Source organism: Sphingobacteriales bacterium, from assembly GCA_016706405.1.
Taxonomy (GTDB): Bacteria; Bacteroidota; Bacteroidia; order Chitinophagales; family UBA2359; genus BJ6.
Window position 1 is genome coordinate 1,348,537 of sequence record JADJJT010000001.1, and the last position, 25,547, is coordinate 1,374,083.

The following is a 25,547-nucleotide window of genomic DNA, read 5'->3' on the forward strand; positions in this document are numbered from 1 at the left end:
ACCAATAGTTTAATCCTTGCAATATTTATCCGGATGGCTTAAAAAAATCATCCGGATTTTTTCACTTAGTTTCTCAATTTTATCTACATTTGGCTTTCAATCATTTAATCACTCCTTAAATCGTTTTTTTATGCACAAATTTGCCTTGTTTTTTACTGCCTTAATACTGTTTTGCACGCTTAATGCAAACGCCCAAACGCCCCAACAATATAATTACCAGGGGATAGTGCGCGATGCAGGCGGCAACCTTATAGCCAATACCCAAGTTGGTATTCGAATTAGTATTCACCAGACAAGCCCCGGCGGCACCATTGTTTACCAGGAAACTCACCTGCCCACCACCAACCAGTTTGGCTTAATCAATTTGCAAATAGGATTGGGTACCGTTATAACAGGCGATTTTACCACGATTGCTTGGGACAAAGACAGTTTTTACCAGCAAACGGAACTCGACCCCAACGGCTCAACCGGTGGTTTAACCTATACCGATATGGGCACCACCCAACTTATTAGCGTGCCCTACGCTTTGCACAGCGAGAACACCAGATTGGTAAGGGTTGGAGGTACCAACATCGCCGTTGGAGATACCGGTTACGATTTGTCGGCAGTCTCTAATACGGCTATGGGTCAAAGTGCCCTCAATGACAATACAACAGGTCTTGGCAATACTGCTTATGGCGCATTTGCCCTCTACAAAAACACCGATGGATTTCAAAATACTGCCATAGGCGTAAATGCCCTGAAAGATAATACCTCTGGGGTGAACAATACTGCTTTGGGGGAAGATGCCCTCAACAAAAACAAAACGGGAAATGCTAATACAACTGCCGGAGCTTTTTCACTTTACCAAAACACAACAGGATTCAACAATTCGGCTTTGGGTACAAATGCGCTCTTTGAAAATACAATCGGAAATAACAATACAGCTACCGGGGCTTTTTCGCTAACCCTAAACATTGACGGAGACGAGAATACAGCCAGTGGAATAGATGCACTCCACGATAACACCTCAGGTTCTTATAATACTGCAACAGGCGGTCGGCACTTAGGAGCAACACAACCGCCAACGAAAATTCTGCTTATGGGAACTCTGCTATGTTTAGCAACACTACCGGAGCTTATAATGCGGCATTTGGGGTCTATGCACTTTATGAGAATACTACAACCAACAAAAATAGCGCTTTTGGGGATTCTGCCGGAGATTTTTCCACAGGCGCTACCAACTGCACCATGATAGGAGCAGAATCAGGTAATAACGCCGATAATTTTAGCAACAGCACTGCCTTAGGCTACCAGGCACCAATCACGGGCAGTAATCAGGTTAATATTGGCAATACAAGTATTAGTTCTATTAAAGGGCAGGTTGGCTTTACCACCTACTCAGACCAACGATTTAAAACCAACGTGCAAACCGATGTTTTAGGATTAGATTTTATTATGAAACTTCGCCCGCTACCTACCAGCTAAATACCCTTGGTTTAGACCGGTTTTTGCGCAGCGGCTATACGCCCCGCATAAAAGACGAACAAGCCGAAAAAATGAACCAACAAGCATTAGAACAAAAAGCCAAAATAAAATACACCGGTTTTCTTGCCCAAGAAGTGGAGCAGGCAGCACAAGCCGTAGGCTATAATTTTAGCGGCGTTGATAAACCACAAAACGACCGCGATTTATACGGTTTGCGTTACGCCGAATTTGTAGTGCCTTTGGTAAAAGCAGTACAAGAACAACAAGCTATAATTACTCAACTTCAAAACCAGCTACAAGAGCAACAACAGCAAATTAACAGTTTGAAAGCACTATATAACACGCAAGGAAAACAATAAAATAGTTTTAAACAAGATGCTTTTGAAGATTAAAACGGCATGATTTAATCAAAAATAGCAATTTATTTATCCGGATGATTTTTTTTATTCATCCGGATAAATTTTGCCTTGCATTTACGCTATAAGCGCAAGTCTTAACAGTAAGAAAACCCACCCAAAACAATTCATCCGGATAAAAAAATTTTAAGCAAACACCTTTTGAGTTTGTTTTATGAATATCTTGTGCCCGAAATCTTAAAACTCTTAACAAAATTAAAAAATAAAAATTACAAGTAACACGAGTGAAAAACCTATTTCTTTTATTTTTTGCCATCTTTACCTGTATGGCAGCCAAAGCCGACCCATGGGAAGATGTAACCGAAAAACAAGCAGCATCTATTGTTAAATTTCTGAAAAAAAACCCTTTTATATTAGATTATTGCGATTGCTGCGACGAAGGTGATGTGTATTTGCTTAAAGTAGTGAGCACAAAAATAGTACCTTGCAGCTATGACGAAACTAAAAAAACGGTAATTGCCAACGTACTGCGTATTGCCAAACTCGAAACAGGAAAAGACGGCACACCAACAGCCTACAGAGCCAAAACTTGCGCCGAACCCGAGCAGGAATTTATTATTTCGATGAACTATACCTTTGTTTTTTCGAAGCGCGATAAATGGGCAGTACCCTTTTTTAAAGAAATACCCTACGAACAAGACCATGTTTGCAAGGGTGCTACTCGTTATCCGAACCCTGCCGAGAACGAAAACATTAAAGATGCTGAGTATAAAAAGTGGTTTGCCAAACGAAAAATAAAATAATATTTATTTAATGGTAGCCGCCATTCAGTTGCATAATTTTGCAGGTATTGAATCTTTAAAACCCTAAAATTAAATAGACACAAGCGTGTTGCTTCTCTGCTTTGTAAACTTTAATTTGTGTAAAGCATCTACCTTCCTAAACATAGCTAAACATAGGCTCGCAGATTTGAGCCTTGCCGAGGTCGCTTAAAAAATATTTTAGAAAATAGTTTACCAAAATTTGGTTTATAAAACCGTATTTTGTACCTTTGCACTCTTATTAATAATTTCGTTATTGTTTAAAACAAATCATAGCAACAATGCTGATTATAGACCCACGCGAATCGGATTCAATCGATAAAGCACTAAAAAAATACAAGAAAAAATTTGAAAAAGCAGGCATTTTGCGCGAATTGCGCTCACGTCAGGCGTTTACAAAAAAATCAATTATTCGCCGCAGCCAAATTTTAAGTGCTAAATACCGTGCCCATGTCATTAGCCAACAAGAAAACGAGTAATAAATAAGCAAACAGCCAAATCGGCAGGTGTTTATAGTTAGTACACGTTAGCTTGCTTAATTTAATAAACTGGTTTAATAGTTTATAAATTTGTTATTTTTGCTGTCGTAATCCAATAGTTTGGGTTACGACAGTTTTTTATATTGGTATAACTCAAACTAAATAAAAAGCTCGTTATTGAATGCTTATGCAATAATAACACGCCAAAACGTTTAAAAAAATCATATATGTTGCCTCGTCTTTTACTACCAATTGCTGTTGTTATAGGTTTATTGCTGGGCATTAGTTTATCCGGAAAAACCCAAACTGCTACGCAAACCTTAGCCCTTGCCAACCAATATCTGGCAAATGGCCATTATAAGCAGGCAATTTTATATTATCAACGGGTTATTTTTTTTGACCAAACCGAGACCTTAGCTCCGCATTGCTACGCTAATATGGCTTTTTGCTACCAGCAAACAAGGCAATGGGCAAAAGCAGCCGAATTTTATAGTTATGCCCTATACACAGTTACCGGCAATAATGCTAACAACAACACGGCTATTACACCGCTAAACGACAGTTTGGCCTTTGAGCTAAAATTGCTAAAAATTGCCTGCCTGCTGTACGATGCGCAACACAAGGCAGCAATGATTGAATTGTTAGATTATAATGAGGCCTCGCTTACACCCGCCCAACAACACCGTTATTGGCTGTATATGGCTACCGGATATTATGCTGCCGACGACATTACAAAGGCAAAAACCTATTTTATTAAAGCGCTTCCTAATGCTGCCGACTCGGTAAAGGTTGATGTCTTGTTTGGCAAACTAATTAAGGCCAACAAAAAACGCGAAGGTACAGCGATGCTGCTTAGCATTATTTTACCCGGCACTGGCCAGCTATACGCCGGCGACGTGCGCAATGCCCTAAACTCGTTTTTACTGACAAGCGGCTGGCTGGCATTGGCTATTAATACCGGCATTAATACCGGCGGCATAAGTGCGGTAATAACTATTGTGCCATGGTATGCCCGTTATTATATGGGCGGACTAACTAATGCTGCAACTGCTGTGAAAAACTACAAATTGAAAAAAAAGGATAAGATACACAGGCAAGTTCTAAAGTTATATCATTAGAATATTATATAATCGTTGGGGTAAAGTATCCGGATTATTTTAGCTATGTTTCACAGGTCGCTTTAGTCAAAAAAGTTTGCATCACTGCTACTACTTTGGCGTTTGCTTTGATTTTTTAGGATAAATGCCCAATTTTGCGCTATTGCCGCCCGTAGCTTAAAAGAAAAACCGAATAAGCAAACCGTTAGAACTATGGGACAAAAACCAAGCGAAAACCAATGGTGTCAAAGCTGCCGAAGGTAAAATAACCGCTGCGGCACACCACTTGGCAGGCTTGCGTCCCACCGTGGGGGGGACGAGGGGGGGGGGCTAACAACCAACCCCGCCCACCAAATAAATTTTAGATTGTAGTTAATATGCCGTAAATTGCAGTTGTAATCTTTTTCTTATTGATATGTTTTTATAAATTAATGATATTATGCGTACTACTTTATTTACTGCAAGCAGGCTGTGTTTAACCTTATTTTTAGTAGCAAACGTTTTTATTACAAGTAAGGCCCAAACTAATTGGGTTGGCATTACTAATACAACGCCAAAACTGCCTACAATTACAATACCATCAACCAATTACAAGGCTACAACCGTAACAATTAGTATAGAAGGCTATTTGGCAACAGCCGTAAACACCCCACAAGGCGAACAGTATATAATTAGTTTACCCAATGCCACTCAAATTTTACAAGCCGGCGCTCCCGACTTGCCAAAATTAGCCATTCGTAATTATTTCAGACAACCAAAATACGACGGTAACGGTAGCGGCTTTCGATTATATTGATATTCCAATGGCTGCCCCCGTTGCCCCATCGAAGGGCAGTTTATCGCGCCAAATTAACCCTGCCGATGTGCCATTTACGTATGGAGCCGCTTACAACAAAAGTGCATTTTATCCGGAAGAAATTGCCACCCTGCGCAAACCCTATATTTTGCGCGATTTTAGAGCCCAAACCCTAATAGTACACCCGTTTCAATATCAACCCAAAACCCAAACCCTGCGTATTTATACCAATTTAACCCTCGAAATAAAAAACGACCAAAACGGCAATGTTTTTAACCCTTTGATACGGACAACCCCTTTAAACACGATAAGCGCCGAGTATAACACCATTTACAAACAACATTTTGCCAACTACACCCAATTAGCTGCGCAACAAAAATACACCCCTCTTGAAGAGAACGGAAGCATATTAATAATTGCCCCGAAAAAACTTGCTCCTGCTATGCAGCCCTATATTGACTGGAAGCTAAGAACAGGCCACCCTGCCGAATTAGTTACCCTCGAAACAATAGGGGCTGCGACCTCGGACATACAAGCGTACATAAAATATTATTACAACAACAATAAACTTACTTATTTATTGCTTGTAGGAGATGCCGAAGATGTTCCGCCCATGTGGTCGGAGGTGGCAAGCGGCGACAGCGATGTAATGTATGGCTTTATTGACGGGGATGACCATTATCCGGAAATATTGGTAGGTCGTTTTTCGGCCTCGACCACCGAAGAGGTTGCCATGTATGTTAAACGCACTATTAACTACGAGCGCAATGCAACCGAAAATGATGATTTTTATAAAGCGGCTACCTTTATTGCCTCTGACCAAGGGCCAGGCGACGAAAACGAGTACGACTTTGAACATTGCCGCGGTATGCGCCAAAAAATGCTCGACTATACTTATACTACCGGATACGAGCTTTATGACGGCGACCAAGGTGAAGCTGACATGCCCGGAAACCCTAATCCCGAAGACGTAATTAACACCATAGAAGCCGGCATAGGCGCTATGCTTTATACAGGGCATGGCAGCGAATTTGGCTGTGTAACTTCAAATTTTTCGAGTGGCGATATTGCCTCGCTTGAAAATAAAAACAGATTGCCGTTTTTTTGGTCGGTGGCCTGCTTAAATGGCGCTTTTAAAGGGGCAACTTGTTTTGCCGAAGCCTGTACCCGTGCCAGCAAAGATGGCGAGCCAACAGGTTTTGTGGCCGCACTTATGTCGTCAATAAATCAAGTTTGGGACGAGCCAATGGATGCCCAAGACGAAATGGTAGCCTTGCTTACCGACAGCTATGCCAATAATATTAAACGCACTTTTGGCGGTATATCATTTAACGGCTGTATGCACATGAACGACGAATATGGAAGTACGGGCGAGGCCATGACAGATACCTGGAACTGCTTTGGCGACCCCTCGCTAAAACTGCGCACCAACACACCCCAGCCTATTGCAGCCCAGCACGAGGCAACCTTATTCATTGGCGACAGCGAGCTAAATATTACTTGCGATAAAGAAGGCGCTTTGGTTAATTTAATACTTCAAAACCAACTTATAACATTGGGAAAAATAGAAAACGGCGGCCTTAATATTCTATTTGCCCCTATAAATGAATTAGATACCTTACAATTAACTATTTCCGGATATAATTTAATACCCTATTTGGCCGAAATACCCGTTATTCCCGGATCAGGACCTTACGTAGTAAAAAACAACATCACATGGTTCGAGACGATAGGCAATGCCAACAATATTCCGGAATATGGCGAAACATATTCAGCAAATCTTACCCTTAAAAATATAGGTGTAGAAGCAGCCACTAATATAAAGACAACCGTTAGTTGCACCTCGCCATACATAACCCTCGATAAAACAACCGAAAACTGGGGCAATATTGAGCCAAACACCACCTTAACCATTGACAACACTTTTAATTTTACCATAGCCAACAACGCCCCCGACCAACTCAACATCTTATTTAAGCTAAATATTACCGACGATAAAGGAAGTACCTGGCCAAGTCAAATTTTACTGAAAATAAATGCACCAAATTTGGTCATTTCTAACAAATTTACTATTGACGACTCGATATTAGGCAATAACAATAATCGTTTAGACGTGGGCGAGGCTGCAACGGTATATTTTACCGTTGAAAACACCGGACATGCTGCCGCCTACAACGGCCTTGGCGAAATAATAGCAAAAGATGCCTTCGCTACTTTAAGCAATGTTACTAATACTTTTGTTAGTTTAGACCCCGGCCAAAAAGCCGAACTTTTGTATTTGGCAACCGCCTTGCCATCGGCACCACAAGGGGTAATTAACAATTTTAGCTTGGTAGTTACTGCCAACGCTTATACCGACAAGCAAAATTTTGGCCTAAAAATTGGGCAAATTATAGCCGAACTTAACCCGGATTTTAATTTTGAAACAAGCGGCGACAAGGAATGGACAATTACTACTACTAATCCCTACGAAGGCGCATATTGTATGCAATCGGGCCAAATTGGCCACAATAAAATTAGCACTATCCAAATTACCAGATACGTAGCCTCTAATGACAGTATTGCGTTTTACAGCCGTACAGACTGCGAGCTCAATTATGATTTTTTGCATTTTTATATTGATGGCAATGGGCAAAAAAGCTGGTCGGGCAAAAATAACTGGGCGCGTACTGCGTATGCCGTTAGCGAAGGCTATCATACTTTTAAATGGGAATACGCTAAGGATGAATATCAATCGGAGGGTGCCGATGCCGCATGGCTCGACTTTATAGAACTGCCCTCTGATTATTTGGGCGGCGATTGCCAGGCACAAAAACCAACCTTAACCCCCAGTGCGCCTGTGTTTACAAAAGACCAGTCTGTAACATTTACCGTTAGCAATTCCAATACAAATATTGACTACGAAACAATTGTAATAGCCGTTGATGCCAATACTACCCCCCCAAACAAAATTGTGGCAACCAGTAAAATGAGCAGTATTTATTTAAACACCCCCTCGGTTTATAAACTTACCGCAATTAATTACCCCAAAGCACACCCACTTATTATGAATGCAGATAAAGGTATTATTTATAGCCCTTGCATGATGGCTTCGGAAACTGTAACCATTGAAATTACCAACCAGACTGTAGGCATGGCGCAACAAAATCCGGAAGAAACAATGGCAGCTATTTCGGTAAGCCCCAACCCAAGCACAGACCAAGTTACTATCAACAGCCCCGCTTCCTCGAGTCAAATTAACTTAGCAAATGCAGCCATACGCTTATACGATGCGCAAGGCAACGAAGTAAGGTTTACTACAAGGGCAAAACAAGCTCAATACATAACTATATCCATGCAAAATTTGCCATTAGGCATTTATATGTTAGCTGTTGATTTACCTAATAGCGGCGCAACTCAACTACATAAAATAATTAAATGTAATTAATTAAAGTCTTTATAAGGCTAAAATAAAATATTTATTACACAAATAGCAGCGCGGCATGATATTTGTCGTAAATTAGCACCTCGTTTTCTTATCTTTTAACACGAAAAGCCAAATTAGCAGGCAAAATTGAACCTTTTCGCCCCTTTTAAGCTTTAGTCTATTATAAACATATAAATTAAAAGAAATGATCAACTAATTTTAAGACAGCACAAGACCCTTAAAACAAAAACAACAAGAAAATAAAAATTTAACTCCTCCGTTATATTTTTCCGGAAATTTTATTTTTTTCGGAAATTTTGATTTTTTACCCACTTTACTATAAATAGCTAAGTTGGTTGCTTAAACAAAGCAGGCAGTAGGGTATTTCATCGGCAAAAATTACTATTGAAAAAAAGAAAAAGCAGCCCATTTATAAAGTTGTTTATTTATACAAATATTTTCACTATTTTAAAATTTGAAAAACTTTCTTTAAAAACAAAAATCAGCATGTAATACCACTATTTGTAGTGGCATGGTTTAACCAAATTACTTTTTTATGGATACAATTAAAATTATTGAGAACCGTTCGGAAATTGCCGCTGGCACGCGCGGCGCAAGTTTAGGGATAGACGCACTAAAAATTGCCGCCCTAAACAATAATAGCGATTTTTTTAATAAGTACGAACATATTGAAATTGAACACCAAAACCATTTATTAGGCCAACCCGTAGCCCAACCCTATGCTAAACGCATTGAAGGTTTAGCAAAAATTTACGACCGCGTTAGCCGAACAGTATCGCGCGAGTTAATTGGGCGGCGATTTCCGTTGGTAATAGCTGGCGACCACGCCTCGGCAGGTGGAACAATTGCCGGCGTTAAAAAAGCATTTCCATTTTTAAAATTAGGCGTAATTTGGATAGATGCCCATGCCGATGTTCATAGCCCATTTACTACCCCATCGGGTAATATGCACGGTATGCCCTTGGCCATTGCCTTGGGTATTGACAATATTGACTGTGCACGCAACGAACCCGATACCGATACACAGGATTTGTGGGAACACCTTAAACATATTGGCGGCGCAAACTCAAAAATTACTCCTAACGACCTTATATATATTGGTGTACGCGACACCGAACCCGAAGAAGATTACCTTATAAGTAAATTTGGCATTAAAAATTATTCTATTGCCGAACTAAACCGCCTTGGGGCCTTAGCAGTTGCCAAACAAACCCTCCAACAATTGGCGCATTGCGAAGTTTTATACGTATCTTTTGATGTTGATAGCATGGACTGCGAATTGGTATCGAGAGGGACCGGCACACCCGTACCCGGCGGCATTAGCCAACAACAAGCTACCGACTTAGTGCTAACGCTGCTTGAAAGCCCAAAAGTATGCTGTTTTGAAATGGTTGAAATTAACCCAATTTTAGACACAAAAGGCAATATGATGGCCGATACTGCTTTTAAAATTTTAGAACAAGCCACAAAAACTATTGAGGGGCGCCCCTACCAAGGCTTTTTCGTTACAAAATACCGCAACACGCAACCCCTCTACTACTACCACTACCATTACAAGCGCAGGCTTACCGCCAACATATAATCCGGCAAAAAATAATATTATTATTTAGCTCAATTAGTATTTGTCTAACTGTTTTAAGTATTAATCGTTTTAGTTGCTGCCTACTCATTTGCTTTCTTTTTGCTTTATTATATGGTGCTAACCACCAATATACACCTGTTAATTGTGTTGTTATTTTTGGCCTTATACGCCCTAACTAATGGCGCGCAAATTGCTATTGCCCAAGGCGTTAAACAACCGCTGCCTGCTGCAAATTTTTGGGGAATTAGTGCCATATACCGCGCCCCACGTACCTTTTTAATGGCTATGCTGGTAGGCAATGCTTTGTTTTTTGCTGGATATTTTATAGCAGCAGCTACTTTATCCGGAAAGTTATTAGGTCAACTTCTACCTTCCGGATGGTTTCTATGGCTTTTACAAGTAGCAATCCCCGCTCTAATTATCATTTTTGTTGTTGAATTGGGCACTCAAATGTTGTTTAGGCTAACTCCAAACACTGTGTTTTATAAATTGCGCTGGCCACTATGGTTAATTTATGTGGTTCTATGGGTTTTTGCATGGCCATTAGCTTGGGCAAGCCGTAAATGGCTAAATTACCCCGGCGACGAAGAACACGCCAATCAGGTATTGAGCCGCGCTGACCTATACCATGCCCTAAAAATAAAAGGCCTGATAGACAGCAACGAAACAGACGACCTGACGATGGTCGAAAAAGCACTTGACTTACCCTACATTAAAGTGCGCGAGTGCATGATACCGCGTACCGAAATTTATGGGGTTAATATTACCGATACTATTGACGTTGTAAAACGCGAGCTAACAGAAAGCCGCCATTCAAAATTAATAGTTTATAAGGAAAATATTGACAATATAGTAGGCTATATCCACCACCAAGACGTTTTACAGCTACATCAAAAAAATAACCAAAACTGGCAAGACCGCCTTTGGCGTGTAGTTACCGTACCACAATCGTATCCGGCAAGCGAGTTATTAGCTACCCTCATCCGCGAACACCGCAGTATTGCATGGGTAATTGACGAGTTTGGCGGCACCGCAGGCATTGCTACCCTCGAAGATATTATTGAAGAAGTAATTGGCGAAATTTCTGACGAATACGATGTACAAGAGCACGATGAAGCTAAAATTGCGCCCGATAAATATCAATTTTCCGGACGCTTAGAAATTGACTATATCAACGAAAAATATGGTTTAGACCTCCCAATTGGCGAATATGAAACTTTAGCCGGATGGATTATGACTAAAATTGAACGCATACCACAAAATAACGAAGAAATAAATTTAGACCCGTTTTTACTAAAAATTATTGAGGCTGACGAAAAACGAATAAATAGCCTGTTATTACAAGTAATTAAAAAAACGGATAACGGCAATGATATTCCACAAAACGAGCACCAATAATAAGTTAACGAAAAGTACAGGTTAAACGCATTAAAATAGTGGTTGGATTAATTTGAGGAGATACATATCGTTCCAAGCGGCGATGTGTCTTCGTTTTTTAATACTGTTTTTGTCGTCATTTTGGGTTAAGATTTGTAGGGCTATTTTTCTGAGAGTAGCAAAGTTTTCAGCAGCATATTTGGTTCTGCTACGATTATGGTCTTCATTAAAGACAACATCGAGCATCCAGTGTAGGTTGTTTTCAATACCCTGTGGTTTCGGCAAATTGTCAAAGCGTTTTGTGGACTTATATCGAGACTGGTGAGGTAATAGCGAACTTCCTGAGTAGTTTTTTCGGGTTGGTTTTTCAAAGTTCGCTCGGCAATAATACGAATAATTGATTGGCAATCCTTGAATTTTGCAGCCGAATCGACAAAAACAATTGATTTAGCACCGTACAGGTGCGTTTTCTCGATGCGTCCGCCGTTGTACTCCACTTTTTCGAAACTTGGCAGTTGAGCAGCTAATGATGAAAATCGGCTGACGGTTTCTTCCAAACAAAACACCTTGGTCCTTTTTCAGTGCCAGTACATAATCTGCCTTTATTACGGATTTGTTTCGGCTATATGGGGCTGACAAGCAATGGCATCTATACTAACTATGCTGCCTGCCGCTCGAGAGCATCCAAAAGTTCGGGGATTGCCGTCTTTTCGTTGCTCTTTGCTGCCACCTTTGCTGCCCCAACACCAAACGCTGCTCACACGCCCAAGCAGTTACAATGCATATACCGCTTTTTTTGACCCTGAACGGTCGGTTCCGCATAAAACCTTGCCATCAATACAGACCTGTTTGTCGGCTAAAAAACCTAAAAGTTCCTTCGACCAACGATATAAACTTGACGAAAACGCATCTTTGTCTAAGTGCTGAAATACTCGGTTGAAAGTGTCGTGAGGGAATGCCGTTGGGTAATTCCATAAATGTCTTTAAAAAGACAATTTTTTGACGACCATACTCGGCTATTTCCTCAAAATCCTCCGCACCACTTACCACTGCACATAAACTAATAAGCAATATCTCAGGCAGGCTATACAACTTCTTGCGGTTTATACGAAAATCCTTTACTTCGGCGAAAAATTTAATTGTTTCCATGCCGCAAAAATAATTCCTATCTGGCTTTCTTTTATTTTTAATGCGTTTAACCTGCGAAAAGTAGTAACTTATATTATTGTTCAATTTGTTCGCTGGAAATCGGCCCAATTATAGGTTTTATAATAAAACTGCCCGAAATAACGCAATAACCGCATCATATCTACCGGATTTTTGTAGGCTGTGGTAGGTATTGCCTCATCATTGTTGTAGTTAAGCACTACCATAGTTGGAACATTAGAGGCGGTAAGTTTTACTTTCCCTTTGCTCAAAAAAACGGCTAAATCGTGATAGGTTGTTTTGTTTTCATAAGAGCTGCGGTAAAATAGTTGCTCTCGAAACTCAATGGTATCAAATGTAGCCACGTCCATTAGTACCGGAAAAAAATACTCATTTATGTATCGGGCAATAAGTGGATTTTGTAAGGTTTGCTGTAAAATAACGGCGCAATCGTGGCAATCTTTCGATTTAAAATAAATAAGTATCTGTTTTTCAGGTGTTTCGGTGTGTAATTCAATGGCTTCGGCAAAGGATAACCAATTAACAGACGGGGTGATAACCGCATTTTTTTGCTTAGTTTGAGCCTGAATTAGAAAGCCAGAACTAAAAAATAGCCCTAAAATAAAGACAAAATAAGAAAAGCAGAAGCGCCTACAATGGCCAAAGCCCATAAAAACAAACAAAATAGGGTAATTAAAACACAAAGGTAGTGCAAGTTAGACTATTAAATACACTAAGGTTTATTTTGTAAGCAAAACTTTGATTGTTATTATTTCAAACACGTTCACCAAACACTTAATTTGAAGACGAAATAACTAATAAGGTAAAACATAAAACCCAAATTCAACAATTAATCTGTTTCTTTATTTGCTTTGTTACCATCTTGGTTGGGCAAAAGCACGCTACGCACATACTTCATAAAAAAGTACATCACAACAATAAAAAAAACTATTCCAAACCAGTAAAGACCAAATCCGCCCTGAACCTGAAATTGTTGCACTTGCTCTGCCATCATATAAAAAATATAATAAAATTAATAGTTAATTAAACGGGCAGGGGGCATCTACGGTTGGGCAATGGTCGGGGAGTTGCCACCATGCGCATTTATCGGTAAAGGTGCCGTGTGCACAGGTGGTTTTGTAATTACTGCCAATACAATCTTGCACTAAAACACAATCGACAGGTGGCATACTTATATCGGGTACATCTTTAATAGTGCACGTGGTTAAAGCCGTGCCGGGGCTACGGTCGGTAATATTGGGGGTGCATTGTGTAGCTACGGTAAATTTATGCTCATCTGCACTTGATTTGAGCTTGAAGGTAAAAATTGGCAAATCAATAGTTACGAGGGTGTCGAAGCCATTTGTAGTTTGGTATTGAAACACATAGTACAAAATACCAGCTTGCGGCTCAATACTAACTGTAACCGAATCGCGGGTAGTATTGGGCGTAATGTCGGCAAATAACGGAGGCGTACAGTCGCTGTCGGGGTTAATAATGGCAAAATTAATTACGGGTCCGGGTTGATTGTCGGCAGGGTTAAGGTTGCAATAAGCCGCTATACCAAACTGATAATTGGCGGCGGTATTGGGCAAAACTAAGGTAATTGTGGGTTGTGTAGTTTGCAGTGTGTCGTTGGTTGCGCCGTCGCCATTTAGGTCGGCGTTGGTGCTAATAACATAATAATCGGCGTTAGCAACAGCATCCCACCCAAGGGTTACATCAAAGCCAGGCGTGGTGCCGGGCGCATGTTTAACAAAATTAGTTAATTGTAGCCGGGTGGGTGCTGTTAAATTGCAGTTATCTTCGTTGGGGTCGGTTGGACATGCCGAAAATAAAATGAGCAAGGAAAACAAAGCGAGTAAAATAAATCGAAATGGTAACATGTTAAATATTGATTGAGTGTTAAATTTGCTTGATAATAGTTAAGATAAAAGCTTTTTAAAATAGAAGTGGTGGTGTAAAGCTTCCGGAAAAAATATGACTGTAAAATTAAATCTTTGTGCTATAATAAGGTGTTTATTTGTATTTAATTATCAAAATTAGCGTATTTTTCGCAAAATATGAGTGGCAAACAATTACACGAGAAAAAAATTGTAATTTTTTTGAATAGTTTAACCGAGCACGAACGGCAGCGGTTTGTTAAATTTTTGGCCTCTCCGTATTTTAACGAAAACGAAAACCTAATAAAAGCGGCACGATGGTTAATAGAAAAGCTAAAAACTGAAGTGCCTCAAAATAACCATCAACATCCGGAAACAATTATACCGGATAATAACTATTTTGCATCCGAACAATTGTATAACCATCTTTTTTCTGGCAATCAATCTAACAATATTTACGATCCTAATTCTTTAAATAAAATTTTATCGAAACTTTTTCAATTAGCCGAGCAATTTGCTGCTATCGAAAATTTAATGCTCGATGAGATAGCTGTAAATAATAATATTTTATCATTTTACGACCAAAAACACTTACCTAAATTTCATGAAAATACGTTTAAAAAAACTGAAATGCTAATTGCTAATTTGCAAGGTAATAAGCCTAATTACGAAGAAAAAAATTATCAGCTACGCGCCGATTTTAAGCAATATGAAGACAAAAATTTTGAAGGAAGAACGGGTAACGAAACGCTAAAAAACCTTAATACCGCTGCCGACTTATTTTTCATCAAATCTAAACTAATTTTGTTATGCGACATGCTACAGCGTGCCGAAATTACCAATATTGAACTTAATTACACTTTTTGTGCCGAACTATTGGCATTTTTACCACAAAGCAACTATTTGTCTGACAATGCCTCTGTTAATGCGTGGTATTTGACCTTGCTACTAATGAGGCAACCTTCGCCCGAAAACTACCTAAACCTTAAAAATTTACTATTACAAAACCCTTTATTGCCCGCCGAAGAACTTTTTACGCTGTTTAAACAACTCGAAAACATGGTGTTAACGGTATTTACTCATCACCCACAGGCAATGCTCGAAATGTTTGACCTATACAAATACCAGTTAGAAAAAGGCTTTTTTTATACCGACAATATTTTGCCTGCTGCTTTGTTTAAAAATGCTGTAACAGTTGGCATTTATTTAAACGAATTGGCCTGGGCTGCTTGGTTTATAAATGCCCATGCTCAGTTTATTCACCCCCAAAATCAGCGCGAAGAAACGCATCAGTTTAATTTAGCTAAGCTTTATTTTGCCCAAGGGCAGTACAATAAAGTTACCGATATACTGTTACAATATGAGTTTCAGGATTTTTATACCGTCTTAAATGCCCGCCGTATGTTGTTAAAAGCCTACTACGAGCTAAATGAGTTTTTACTGCTCGATTCCGGATTAAATGCTTACCGTGTGTTTTTGCATCGGCTTAAAAATTTGCCAGCCAACCGCAAAGCCAACGAATTACAGTTTATCAATCTTTTGGGTCGCTTATCGAGGGTATTGCCCAACGACAGCCAACATACCAAAGATACCGTTGCCAACGAAATTGCCGCCAACCCCAACGCTCTTGAGCATAACTGGCTGACGGCAAAAATGAACTTGTTACAGATAAAATAGAATGGCCTTTAGCACCTATTTGTATTGGCTACAATAACTATTCTAATTAACTATTAGTTTATAGGTTTGACTTTGCTGACTTAATGCTACAACTAAATAATAAATTCCCTTTGGCAAATCATTCAGCATTAAAACTTGCTGCTGCTTTTGTTGTAAATTTTGACTTAATACCTGCCTGCCTAACGCATCAAAAACATAAGTTTTCCCTTGTAGTTGGGCAATATTGCCGTTAACAGAAATTGTATAAGCATTGTGCAATCCGGATGCAGGAGCTACACTCGTTAATATCTTATCCGGATGCTGCTGTGGTGGGGTTATTCCGGTATATTCACCTACAACTTTTATGTATTTATCTTTTGTAATATAGTCGTATCCAACGCTATTTGAGGCGGTAAAACTTACATTATACTCGCCAATTTCGTTATAAGTATAGCTTGGGTTCTCTAAGGTGCTTGTTGCACCCAAGGGGCCAAACGACCAAAAAAACTCGGTAGCATTAGAACTTAAATGGCTAAAATTAACAGTTGTTCCTACTAAAATTTCCCCAAATTTATCGCTGGTAAAATCGGCTTTGGGTGCTTGCAGGGTTAAGGTGTCTAATAAGCCTACGCGCGGCCCCTCGAGCATAGCGCGTATTATGCCTGCCTGTTGTTCGGTAAACATATTCATGCAATCTTCGTCGCTATAATCCATATAATTTTCAAGCATGTCGGGCAGGTCGGCAGCGCCGTCATCGCAAGTATTTTTGCTATAATCACAAACTTGTTGAGTGGCTTCGGCAGCTTCGGGCGTATCGGTTAAGCCATCATCCATAGTACAATCGCCATCGCCCCAAATATGGCGCAAGCCCAAGTAATGGCCTACCTCATGTACGGTAGTACGGCCTTCGCCAACTACCTCTTTGTAGGCTGTGGGTAAAGTAGGGTTATTTGTGCCAAAAACCTGGTAATGAATAACAACGCCATCGGTTTCGGGGGTGCCGGTTTGCCCATCAGGCCAATTAGGTGCACCAACGGGTGGGTAGGCAAAGCCTAATATTGCGCCTTCGCCGCTCGCCAAGTCGCCCAAATTACAAACCCAAATATTTAAGTATTTATCGGTTGGCCACGCATCTTTTCCGCCGTTACTATTGTACTTCATTTTGTCAAAACCACCTGCGCCCATTAGTTCTTTTTCTAAGCAGGCCATTTGCTCCTCGGTCAGATTGCCACCTAATAAATCGGCTAATTCAATGCCGCATTTATCTAATACCTCAAATATTTTAGTAATGTCACCTAATGGCGACCAATTATCAACAGTTGTTTTAGTGTAAGTAATGCCATTTGTAGGTTGGCCTTGCGGGTCAATTTTAGTCAAATAAAATTGGATATTAGGGTTAGCGGCTACGGGTTTAAATACATCGCGGGTAAGTGCGGTATCGGCATTTTGGCGACTGTAATCGCGGTTTAACACATCAATTTGCGATTTTATTACCTCTTCGCTCAGTTTTTGCTCGTCGGTTTGATGAATTACATGCACAACCACCGGAACATAATAGGTTTTGTCGTCTTTAGCAGTATTTAATGCCGCCTTAGCCTTGGCTTTTTCAAAGGTAGCGTTTACTGCTTTGTGGTAGTCTTTATTTAGTATAGTTTGTAAGAGTTCTAACTCAAACGAGCCACAGCGGTGTACGCCGTTTTGATTGTTGTTTTGTTGCCCCATAAGTGGCAAAACACTGCCAATAAGGGCAAATAAAAGTAATAAATATGATTTTTTCATGTCTTAGTTAATGATTTTAGCCAACAAAATTACAAAATTTTACCCATAAAACTATCAGTTACGAATTGAATAGGCGAAATTGTAATCGAATTTTATACAAACAGGATAAAAAAGCATTAAGGAAAGTAGATCGATTTGGCTTGTATTAAAAAGAAATCCGGATAAATGCACTACCTTTACGAGTTATTTATTTTAGGCCAAATGGATGCCCTCGCATTAACTCACTCTTCTCATTTATCTTCCATAAAATAATTATACTTCTCTCCTTCAAATGAACCTAAAACAACGCTTCTTAACCACTTTTTTGGTAGTTTATACCCTACTGACATTATTATTTGTTTCCGGATGTAATCATAGCGACACGAACGAAGAAATTCCTGCTAATAAGACGGGCAAACTACTAAACATTGAAAAGGTTGCCACTTACACCGCCACTCAAGTTGGCGATATGATAAAATCGGAAGCCCCGTTTGTGAGCAATAATTTTCCACCTGTTTACGATATAGATTATTATGTGCTAACCTACGAAACCACTAATTATGACGGAACAGCTACCTTTGCCACAGGGGTAATGGCCATACCAATTGGCATTGGCAAAGACCTGCCTTTGGCAAGTTACCAACACGGCACTATGTTAGGCCGCAACGAAGCCCCTTCGAAAGGCGGTACAGAGCGACTTTTAGCCCTTGGCATGGCATCGAGTGGTGGTTATTTAGGCGTAGCACCCGACTATTTGGGCTTAGGTGACGGCCCCGGCCTTCACCCTTATGTACACGCCGCCTCCGAAGCCACCGCCACCATTGATATGTTGCGCGCTACCCGCAATTATTGCCAGCAAAATGCCATTGGTTTAAATGGCCAGGTGTTTTTGTTTGGCTACTCGCAAGGAGGTCATGCTACTGCCGCTGCCCAAAAAATGATTGAAGAAAAATACCCACACGAGTTTACCATTACCGCATCGGCACCAATGGCCGGCTCGTACGATATGTCGGGCGTTATGACGGAGGTAATGCTTAGCGAACAAGAATATCCGGCGCCCGGATACCTGCCTTATGTTATTTTTTCGTACAATATGGTTTATAAAATTTACCCTAGTTTAGATTCGGTATTTACCGATTCAATAGCGCAAAAAATAGCACCTTTTTTTACCGACCAACATCAGGCAGGTTTGTGGGATGTTTCGCAATATATTCCTAATATTCCAATTAAAGCCTTAAATCCAAATTTTGTAGCGGCATTTAAAAACGATATAAACCACCCCATGCGCCAAGCCCTGCGCGATAACGACTTGTACAACTGGAAACCAAAATCGCCAACTCGTTTATATCATTGTGGCGGCGATAAGCACGTGCCCTACCAAAACGCCTTGGTAGCCATAGGAAAATTTACAGAATTAGGGGCCGCCGACGCAACCTTAGTTACACCCAACGAAAGCTATGGCCACGATTTATGCGTGCTTCCGTCTTTGTTGGCAGTAAAAACATGGTTCGACACCTTAAAAAAATAGGGAAATGTTTAGTTGACCTTGTTGGGTAAATTTACCATCCGGATTTGCTTGGTAATAAAGCAAAAGGATACTTATCCGGATTTAACTTTGAAAGCTATATTTTCAAAAATCCGGAGATAGAATTGCCTTGACTATTAATTTACTACGTTATCAGTTAGTTTATTATTGCTAACTCCTTGTTTGGTATTGTTTTTTTTTAACTTAAAAAAGAGCAACAATTAATGTAGTTTGTTGTTTTGTAGTCGTATAAACTTTTAAAGTATATAGGTTAAAAATCCATTTTCTTAAAAAGTGTTATAATACGGCACTTAATTTTTTATTTTAATCGAAATTTTGTTTTTTTGTAGCTCAATTTTACCACTTATGTCAAATTTTCGTATAGCTGTTGTTTTGTTTTTTGTGGCTACTGCTGCTGCAACCGCACAACCTGCCAATTTACAACACAAACCCCAATTTTCTCCGGAGGTACGCTACGACTCGGTTGCCGTGCGTTTTGCCAACTCAATTACTGTTGATGATTTAAAAAAAGACCTTTACACCTTAGCCTCCGATGCGTTTGAAGGCCGCGAAACCGGTCAAAAAGGCCTTTTGTTGGCTGCCAACTATATTGCCGACCATTTTAAAGCAAATGGTTTACAAGCGGGGGTAAACAACGGCGAAACGTATTTTCAAGAAGTACCCTTGGCTAACCAAAAATGGGAAACTACAAGTTTAAACGTCAATGGCAATAATTTTAAGTTTAATAACGACTTTTTTGCCAATATCCGTACGCCCGAACTGAAAGAAAACCTAAATGAAGTGGTGTTTTTGGGATGGGGTATTGATGCCCCGAATTATAGCGATTACAAAAACCGCGATGTAAAGGGTAAAATTGTAATGGTGCTTTCGGGCGAGCCAACCAATAAAAAAGGTATTAATTTAATTACCAACTCGACCGAAACAAGCGAGTGGAGCCAAAATTGGCGCAAAAAGGTTGAAGTAGCCCGGCAAAAAGGGGTAAAAATGCTATTTATTGTATCGAACGATGTGCAAAGCATGGCTATGATGTTTGGAAACAATCCATCGCGCGGGACTATACAGCTAAAAACCGATGCTGATAAAAGTCCTTTTGCTCCGGCGGTCTATATTAGTCCGGAGGTGGCTAATCAATTAGTTCCCGGATGGGAAAAATTGCGCAATAAAACACTAAAAAAAGGCAAACCCAAACTCAAAGTTTACGCACCCAAAAATGCAAAGATAGAGTTAATTAAAAATTTTGACGATATTGCCGCTAAAAACGTGCTGGGTATTATTGAGGGCAGCGATCCCAGCCTAAAAAACGAGTATATTGTTATAACCGCCCACTTTGACCACTTAGGCAAGCGCGACAATTCAATTTTTTATGGTGCCGATGATGACGCATCTGGAACGAGTGCTTTGTTGGAAATGGCACAAGCTTTTGCCCAAGCTAAAGCATCCGGAAAAGGCCCGCGCCGAAGTATCCTCTTTATGCCAGTTTCGGGCGAGGAAAAAGGCTTGCTTGGCTCGGCATATTATACCGACTCCGAGCCGGTTATTCCCCTTGCTCAAACCGTTTGTAACCTCAATATTGATATGGTTGGCCGCGTTGACGATTTTCATAAAAATGGCAACTACGTTTACTTAATTGGCTCAGATAAACTTAGTAGCGATTTACACAAAATTAGCGAAGCAGCCAATGATGCTTATACCCAAATTGAATTAGATTACAAATACAATAGCGAGAAAGACCCTAACCAATTTTATTACCGCAGCGACCATTACAATTTTGCCAAAAACAATATTCCGGTAATTTTTTATTTTAACGGCACCCATAAAGACTACCATCAACCCAGCGATACACCCGACAAAATTAATTTTGAAGCCTTACAAAAACGCACGCAATTAGTATTTTATACTGCTTGGGAACTGGCTAACCGCGACAAACGAATTGTGGTTGATAGCAATAAGAAATAATTTAGCCTTAATTTAAACCGCGTATGCCCACCATTATAACGCATGGTTTAGCCGCTGCAGCGCTTGCCTTATACACCCCGCAACCCAAAACCGCCAAGTACCTATGTTTGGCTGCTGCCTTTGCCATGTTGCCCGATGCCGATACCATTGCATTTAAATTTGGTATTCCGTACCACCATATCTTGGGGCACAGAGGCATTACCCATTCAATTGTGTTTGCCGCAATTTTGGCTTTTGTGGCAGCCTTAATATTTGCAGAAGACAGACCTAAAAAAACATTTGGCAATAAAAACTGGTGGGGTGTTTGGCTTTGTTTTTTTGTTGCTACGGTATCGCATCCGTTGTTAGATATGCTTACTAATGGCGGTTTAGGTGTGGCTTTGTTTGCCCCTTTTTATAACGACCGCCTGTTTTTTGGCTGGCGACCGGTAGCCGTTTCGCCGTTGGGGTTCGATGCTTTTTGGCAAGGACGAGGGCTATTGGTTTTAAAGTCTGAGATGTGGTATATAGGTTTGCCTGCTTTAGGTTTGGTTGTTTTATTTCTTATCTGGAAATGGAGGCAAAATAACTATAAATCAAAATTAAATTAGCTAATTATTTATTGAATAGGATATAAATATTGTGTGTCTTTATGTGCAAAATGGTATGGTATAAATTGCTGTTAGTGTTGTGTTTTACATTTTTTCCCGAGTCCTGTGTGCCGCCGCCGTCAAGCGGAACGCAGCAGTTGCCTACCGCACCCTTAACAATTATTGCCACCGCTAACCCCAATAAATATGAGTTTGTAGGCGAGGTAATTGGCATTAAAGACGGCGACACAGTGGAAGTGCTGCACAATAACCAATCTACCGTTGTTAGGCTTGAACATATTGATTGCCCCGAAAAAAAACAGCCCTACGCAACACAGGCCAAACAGTTTGTATCTGATAATTGCTTTGGCAAAAATGTAAAAATATGGCACAATAATAAACACGACCGCTACCAGCGTTTATTGGCCTTAATAGTGTTTAACGACTCGGTAGTTTTAAACAAGGCTTTGGTACAAGCAGGTTTGGCTTGGCACTACACTAAATACTCAACAGACCAAACCTACCAAGACCTGCAAAATGAGGCCGAAGCCCAAAAGCGCGGATTTTGGATTTTGCCCAACCCAACTCCGCCTTGGGAAAAACGCGACTCGGCCAAAACCAAACACACAGGGTAATTTATGATTAGTTGTTTTAATAAAAATAAATATGTATTATGAAATTTCTTGTATGGATTGTCTCAATTTTAAATATCTATTTAGGAATAAGAAGCTTTCTAAATCTAATTAACGTTTTGCAAGATAGTAAATACTCGCAAGGTGCTACGGCTGTATTTGCCGCCCTGTTTTTAGGAATGGGGATTTTTGGCTTATATTTTTCGTTGGTAAAAAACAACTACAAACTTGCCCTTTTAGTTGAAGTTGGCCCATGGATACTTGCCTTACTGTTTTTATTATTTACCATGCTGACAAGTGATTACAGGTAAACGAATAAATTTTTAACCATTTTATACAGCAATGAAGGCTAAATTTTTAAATCTGCTATTGATTATATCCTCGCTATTCGGCTATTTGGAATGGGGGGCGGGCAACAAAACTTTTTTATTTGAAGGAGAATACGAAGTATTAAGTAAACTTTTCACCGACCCAAAATCGGTAGTTCACCCTTTTACCCTGCTTCCACTATTAGGGCAAATTTTGCTTTTACTTACTTTGTTCCAAAAGAATCCGAGCAAAACTATGACCTACGTGGGTATTGCCTGTTTGGGTGTGCTGTTAGGTTTAATGTTTTTTATAGGTATTATGGCATTGAATTTTAAAATACTTATTTCTACCTTGCCATTTTTATTAATTAGCTTCTATACGATAATGTATTGGAGGGTAACAAGCGCACTTTCAACTCCGGAAAGAAAAAATAAAGTTTAGCGTTACATAAAGAGGACGGCAGCCTTGCAATCCGGAAGAAATAAATGCTTCAAAAATTTCCGGAATCAAGTCTTAAGATTGAAAAGAGGTAATTTTCTGTCCACTATTTGATTAGGTTTGCTCAAAAATAGCAACTAAAATTTTGAGGCTGCAAAAAATTTAACCCACAAAAAGTACGCTCATTGAGGAAATGCCAACTTTGTATGCTTAAACCTACAAAATGTATAACTATGGTAAAAGGCAAAAATTCCCAATTCTTTCCAATATCATAACGTATATTTATGGCATGAAAATTTTAGTAATCGAAGACGAAGCTCAGTTACTCCGGAATATTAAAGAATCGTTAGAAAAAGAAAAGTTTCTGGTAGAAACCGCTTCTGACTATCAAACTGCCATAGATAAAGTTCTTTTTTATGAGTACGACTGCATTTTGTTAGATATTATGCTGCCTAACGGCAATGGGCTGAACATTTTATCTGCACTTAAAAAAGAAGGTAAAAGTGAAAATGTTATTATAATATCGGCCAAAGACTCATTAGACGACAAACTTAAAGGTTTGGAACTTGGGGCCGATGATTACCTCACAAAACCCTTTCATTTGGCCGAGCTTAACGCAAGGATAAAAGCTGTTTTGCGAAGGCAAAAATTGGAGGGCAAAAATACCATTGAAATTGCCAACACGGTTTTAGACTTAAAAGAGCGTCTATTTTTGGTAAAAGGCCAAAACATTCCACTCAACAGGAAAGAGTTTGACCTTTTAAATTATTTTCTGCTCAACAAAAACCGATTGGTAACAAAGTCGGCATTAGCCGAACATGTTTGGGGAGATAATGCTGATGATGCCGACAATTTTGACTTTGTTTACTATCAAATAAAAAATTTGCGCAAAAAGCTGCAATCGGCAGATGCCGAAATAGAGATTGAATCTATTTATGGAATTGGATACAAACTTGTTGAAATATGAAACTATTCAATCAATCCATAAAGTATCTGTCCAGCTCAATTTTAGTAATTATTACAGCTTGGGCGGTCGTTTTTTACTTCAATATGCTTAACGAAATAAAGGACAGTATTGACGAAGGGCTTGAAAACTATAAACGTTTAATTATACAAAATGCCAGCCAAGATTCAACTATTTTAGAACAGCACGCTTTTGATGAAAACTTTTTCAGCATTCAGAAAAGAAGCAAAAAACAGGCCTTTTCGATTAGAGATCGATATATTGACACCCTGCTTTATATGCAAGATGATGACGACAAGGAAACAGAGGCCGAACCAGTGAGAATGCTTATTACTGCTTTTGAGTTGAAAGGTCAATACTATGAATTAAAAGTTGCCAACTCAATGGTAGAAGAAGACGACCTTATAGAAAGCTTGCTACACGATACTATTTGGTTGTACGTTAGTTTAATAATTGGTATTATTCTTATCAATAATTTTGTCTTAAAAAAACTTTGGAAACCATTTTATGCGTTGTTAAATCAGTTGAAAAATTTCAGGCTTGGCAAAACGCAAGCACTTCCCAGCGTAAAAACCAAAACCAAAGAATTTACCGATTTGCAAAACGTAGTAAATGTTTTGCTGCAACATACAACCCAAACCTACGAACAGCAAAAACAATTTATTGGAAACGCCTCGCACGAATTACAAACGCCCTTAGCCATAGCCACTAACAAATTAGAATTACTTATTGAAAAAGGAGATTTACAAAACGAACAAGCCGAAAATATTGCCGAGGTAATGGGTATTATAGAGCGGTTGGTTCGTTTAAATAAATCATTGCTGTTATTAACCAAAATAGAAAACAAACAGTTTTTAGACAACCAAACAGTTTCGCTCAACGAAATTGTCCGGAAAAATGTAAGCGATTTAGAGGAAATAGCTTTGTTTAAAAATGTAAAATTTTATGTAAATGAAACGGCTCAGTTATCTGTTCAAATGGATGCGTCGTTAGCCAATGTAATAATATCAAATTTATTGAGAAATGCAATTTTTCATAATATTCCAAACGGCAGCGTAACCCTACTAATTACCGATAAAGCAGTTAAAATAAGTAATACGGGTAGCGGCCAAATGCTTGATAAAAATTTGACTTTTACCCGCTTTTACAAACCCAATAATCAAACATCCGGAACCGGACTTGGCTTGGCCATAGTAAAAGCCATTTCCGATGCGTATAATTTCAAGGTTTCTTATTCGTTTGAAAACTCGCAACACTGTTTTCAGATTTTTTTCCGATAAACAATTTC

General features: G+C 39.5%; 26 protein-coding genes. 19 read left to right on the top strand and 7 right to left on the bottom strand.

The genetic code is table 11. The features are described 5' to 3' along the window. Window positions 1-130 precede the first annotated feature (130 nt). From IPI59_05185 to IPI59_05230, 10 genes are all read left to right on the top strand, one after another. A complete protein-coding gene (locus tag IPI59_05185) occupies window positions 131-1,234 on the top strand; it encodes a hypothetical protein (GenBank protein ID MBK7526942.1) in 1,104 nt (367 codons plus the stop codon). Continuing rightward, entirely contained in the window at window positions 1,231-1,467 is a 237-nt protein-coding gene (locus IPI59_05190; GenBank protein MBK7526943.1) for a tail fiber domain-containing protein, read from the top strand. The genes IPI59_05185 and IPI59_05190 overlap by 4 nt, the downstream gene beginning before the upstream one ends. A 23-nt stretch (window positions 1,468-1,490) precedes the next feature. After that, window positions 1,491-1,826 carry a hypothetical protein gene (locus IPI59_05195; GenBank protein ID MBK7526944.1) on the top strand — a complete coding sequence of 112 codons (336 nt, stop codon included), beginning with the start codon at window positions 1,491-1,493 and terminating at the stop codon, window positions 1,824-1,826. Window positions 1,827-2,149: 323 nt separating this feature from the next. Continuing rightward, window positions 2,150-2,626 (top strand): hypothetical protein, encoded by a 477-nt coding sequence (locus IPI59_05200; GenBank protein ID MBK7526945.1) that lies wholly within the window; start codon window positions 2,150-2,152, stop codon window positions 2,624-2,626. A gap of 299 nt (window positions 2,627-2,925) precedes the next feature. After that, window positions 2,926-3,123, top strand: a complete 198-nt coding sequence (locus tag IPI59_05205) for a 30S ribosomal protein S21 (GenBank protein MBK7526946.1) — start codon at window positions 2,926-2,928, stop codon at window positions 3,121-3,123. A 227-nt stretch (window positions 3,124-3,350) separates the two neighbouring features. Further along, window positions 3,351-4,241, top strand: coding sequence for a hypothetical protein (locus IPI59_05210; GenBank protein MBK7526947.1), 891 nt, complete (start codon window positions 3,351-3,353; stop codon window positions 4,239-4,241). A gap of 418 nt (window positions 4,242-4,659) precedes the next feature. Beyond that, on the top strand, window positions 4,660-5,016 hold the full coding sequence (locus IPI59_05215) for a hypothetical protein (GenBank protein MBK7526948.1): 357 nt from the start codon (window positions 4,660-4,662) through the stop codon (window positions 5,014-5,016). Between the two features lie 7 nt (window positions 5,017-5,023). After that, window positions 5,024-8,443 (top strand): T9SS type A sorting domain-containing protein, encoded by a 3,420-nt coding sequence (locus IPI59_05220; GenBank protein MBK7526949.1) that lies wholly within the window; start codon window positions 5,024-5,026, stop codon window positions 8,441-8,443. Window positions 8,444-8,978: 535 nt separating this feature from the next. After that, window positions 8,979-10,025: an arginase gene (locus IPI59_05225; GenBank protein ID MBK7526950.1), complete on the top strand. Its 1,047-nt coding sequence runs from the start codon at window positions 8,979-8,981 to the stop codon at window positions 10,023-10,025. 111 nt (window positions 10,026-10,136) lie between these two features. Beyond that, window positions 10,137-11,423: an HlyC/CorC family transporter gene (locus IPI59_05230; protein ID MBK7526951.1), complete on the top strand. Its 1,287-nt coding sequence runs from the start codon at window positions 10,137-10,139 to the stop codon at window positions 11,421-11,423. Between the two features lie 140 nt (window positions 11,424-11,563). Here the strand turns inward: IPI59_05230 and IPI59_05235 are convergent, their stop codons facing one another. From IPI59_05235 to IPI59_05260, 6 genes are all read right to left on the bottom strand, one after another. After that, complete coding sequence (locus tag IPI59_05235; protein ID MBK7526952.1) at window positions 11,564-11,959, bottom strand: hypothetical protein; 396 nt, start codon at window positions 11,957-11,959, stop codon at window positions 11,564-11,566. 48 nt (window positions 11,960-12,007) lie between these two features. Next, window positions 12,008-12,163 carry a hypothetical protein gene (locus IPI59_05240; GenBank protein MBK7526953.1) on the bottom strand — a complete coding sequence of 52 codons (156 nt, stop codon included), beginning with the start codon at window positions 12,161-12,163 and terminating at the stop codon, window positions 12,008-12,010. 73 nt (window positions 12,164-12,236) lie between these two features. Further along, complete coding sequence (locus IPI59_05245) at window positions 12,237-12,551, bottom strand: transposase family protein (protein MBK7526954.1); 315 nt, start codon at window positions 12,549-12,551, stop codon at window positions 12,237-12,239. Between the two features lie 80 nt (window positions 12,552-12,631). Continuing rightward, window positions 12,632-13,219: a DUF255 domain-containing protein gene (locus IPI59_05250; GenBank protein MBK7526955.1), complete on the bottom strand. Its 588-nt coding sequence runs from the start codon at window positions 13,217-13,219 to the stop codon at window positions 12,632-12,634. 179 nt (window positions 13,220-13,398) lie between these two features. Continuing rightward, window positions 13,399-13,563: a hypothetical protein gene (locus IPI59_05255; GenBank protein ID MBK7526956.1), complete on the bottom strand. Its 165-nt coding sequence runs from the start codon at window positions 13,561-13,563 to the stop codon at window positions 13,399-13,401. 25 nt (window positions 13,564-13,588) lie between these two features. Further along, complete coding sequence (locus IPI59_05260) at window positions 13,589-14,434, bottom strand: hypothetical protein (protein MBK7526957.1); 846 nt, start codon at window positions 14,432-14,434, stop codon at window positions 13,589-13,591. A gap of 177 nt (window positions 14,435-14,611) precedes the next feature. On the opposite strand from IPI59_05260, the gene IPI59_05265 reads away from it, so the two are divergent. Continuing rightward, a complete protein-coding gene (locus IPI59_05265; protein ID MBK7526958.1) occupies window positions 14,612-16,108 on the top strand; it encodes a hypothetical protein in 1,497 nt (498 codons plus the stop codon). A 42-nt stretch (window positions 16,109-16,150) separates the two neighbouring features. Here IPI59_05265 and IPI59_05270 read toward each other — a convergent pair whose 3' ends face one another. After that, window positions 16,151-17,866 (bottom strand): T9SS type A sorting domain-containing protein, encoded by a 1,716-nt coding sequence (locus IPI59_05270; protein MBK7526959.1) that lies wholly within the window; start codon window positions 17,864-17,866, stop codon window positions 16,151-16,153. A 271-nt stretch (window positions 17,867-18,137) separates the two neighbouring features. On the opposite strand from IPI59_05270, the gene IPI59_05275 reads away from it, so the two are divergent. The 8 genes from IPI59_05275 to IPI59_05310 all read left to right on the top strand — a co-directional run bounded on the left by IPI59_05275 (window position 18,138) and on the right by IPI59_05310 (window position 25,539). After that, complete coding sequence (locus IPI59_05275) at window positions 18,138-19,373, top strand: hypothetical protein (GenBank protein MBK7526960.1); 1,236 nt, start codon at window positions 18,138-18,140, stop codon at window positions 19,371-19,373. 363 nt (window positions 19,374-19,736) lie between these two features. After that, window positions 19,737-21,347, top strand: coding sequence for a M28 family peptidase (locus IPI59_05280; protein ID MBK7526961.1), 1,611 nt, complete (start codon window positions 19,737-19,739; stop codon window positions 21,345-21,347). Window positions 21,348-21,370: 23 nt separating this feature from the next. Further along, window positions 21,371-21,937 carry a metal-dependent hydrolase gene (locus IPI59_05285; GenBank protein ID MBK7526962.1) on the top strand — a complete coding sequence of 189 codons (567 nt, stop codon included), beginning with the start codon at window positions 21,371-21,373 and terminating at the stop codon, window positions 21,935-21,937. Window positions 21,938-21,978: 41 nt separating this feature from the next. After that, window positions 21,979-22,551, top strand: a complete 573-nt coding sequence (locus IPI59_05290) for a thermonuclease family protein (protein ID MBK7526963.1) — start codon at window positions 21,979-21,981, stop codon at window positions 22,549-22,551. A 38-nt stretch (window positions 22,552-22,589) separates the two neighbouring features. Then, window positions 22,590-22,859, top strand: coding sequence for a hypothetical protein (locus IPI59_05295; protein ID MBK7526964.1), 270 nt, complete (start codon window positions 22,590-22,592; stop codon window positions 22,857-22,859). Between the two features lie 31 nt (window positions 22,860-22,890). Continuing rightward, the gene (locus IPI59_05300) at window positions 22,891-23,298 is read left to right on the top strand and encodes a hypothetical protein (protein MBK7526965.1); all 408 of its coding nucleotides are present in this window, start codon (window positions 22,891-22,893) and stop codon (window positions 23,296-23,298) included. Between the two features lie 286 nt (window positions 23,299-23,584). Next, entirely contained in the window at window positions 23,585-24,262 is a 678-nt protein-coding gene (locus IPI59_05305; GenBank protein MBK7526966.1) for a response regulator transcription factor, read from the top strand. Next, entirely contained in the window at window positions 24,259-25,539 is a 1,281-nt protein-coding gene (locus tag IPI59_05310; GenBank protein MBK7526967.1) for a HAMP domain-containing histidine kinase, read from the top strand. The genes IPI59_05305 and IPI59_05310 overlap by 4 nt, the downstream gene beginning before the upstream one ends. The last annotated feature ends 8 nt before the right edge of the window (window positions 25,540-25,547 follow it).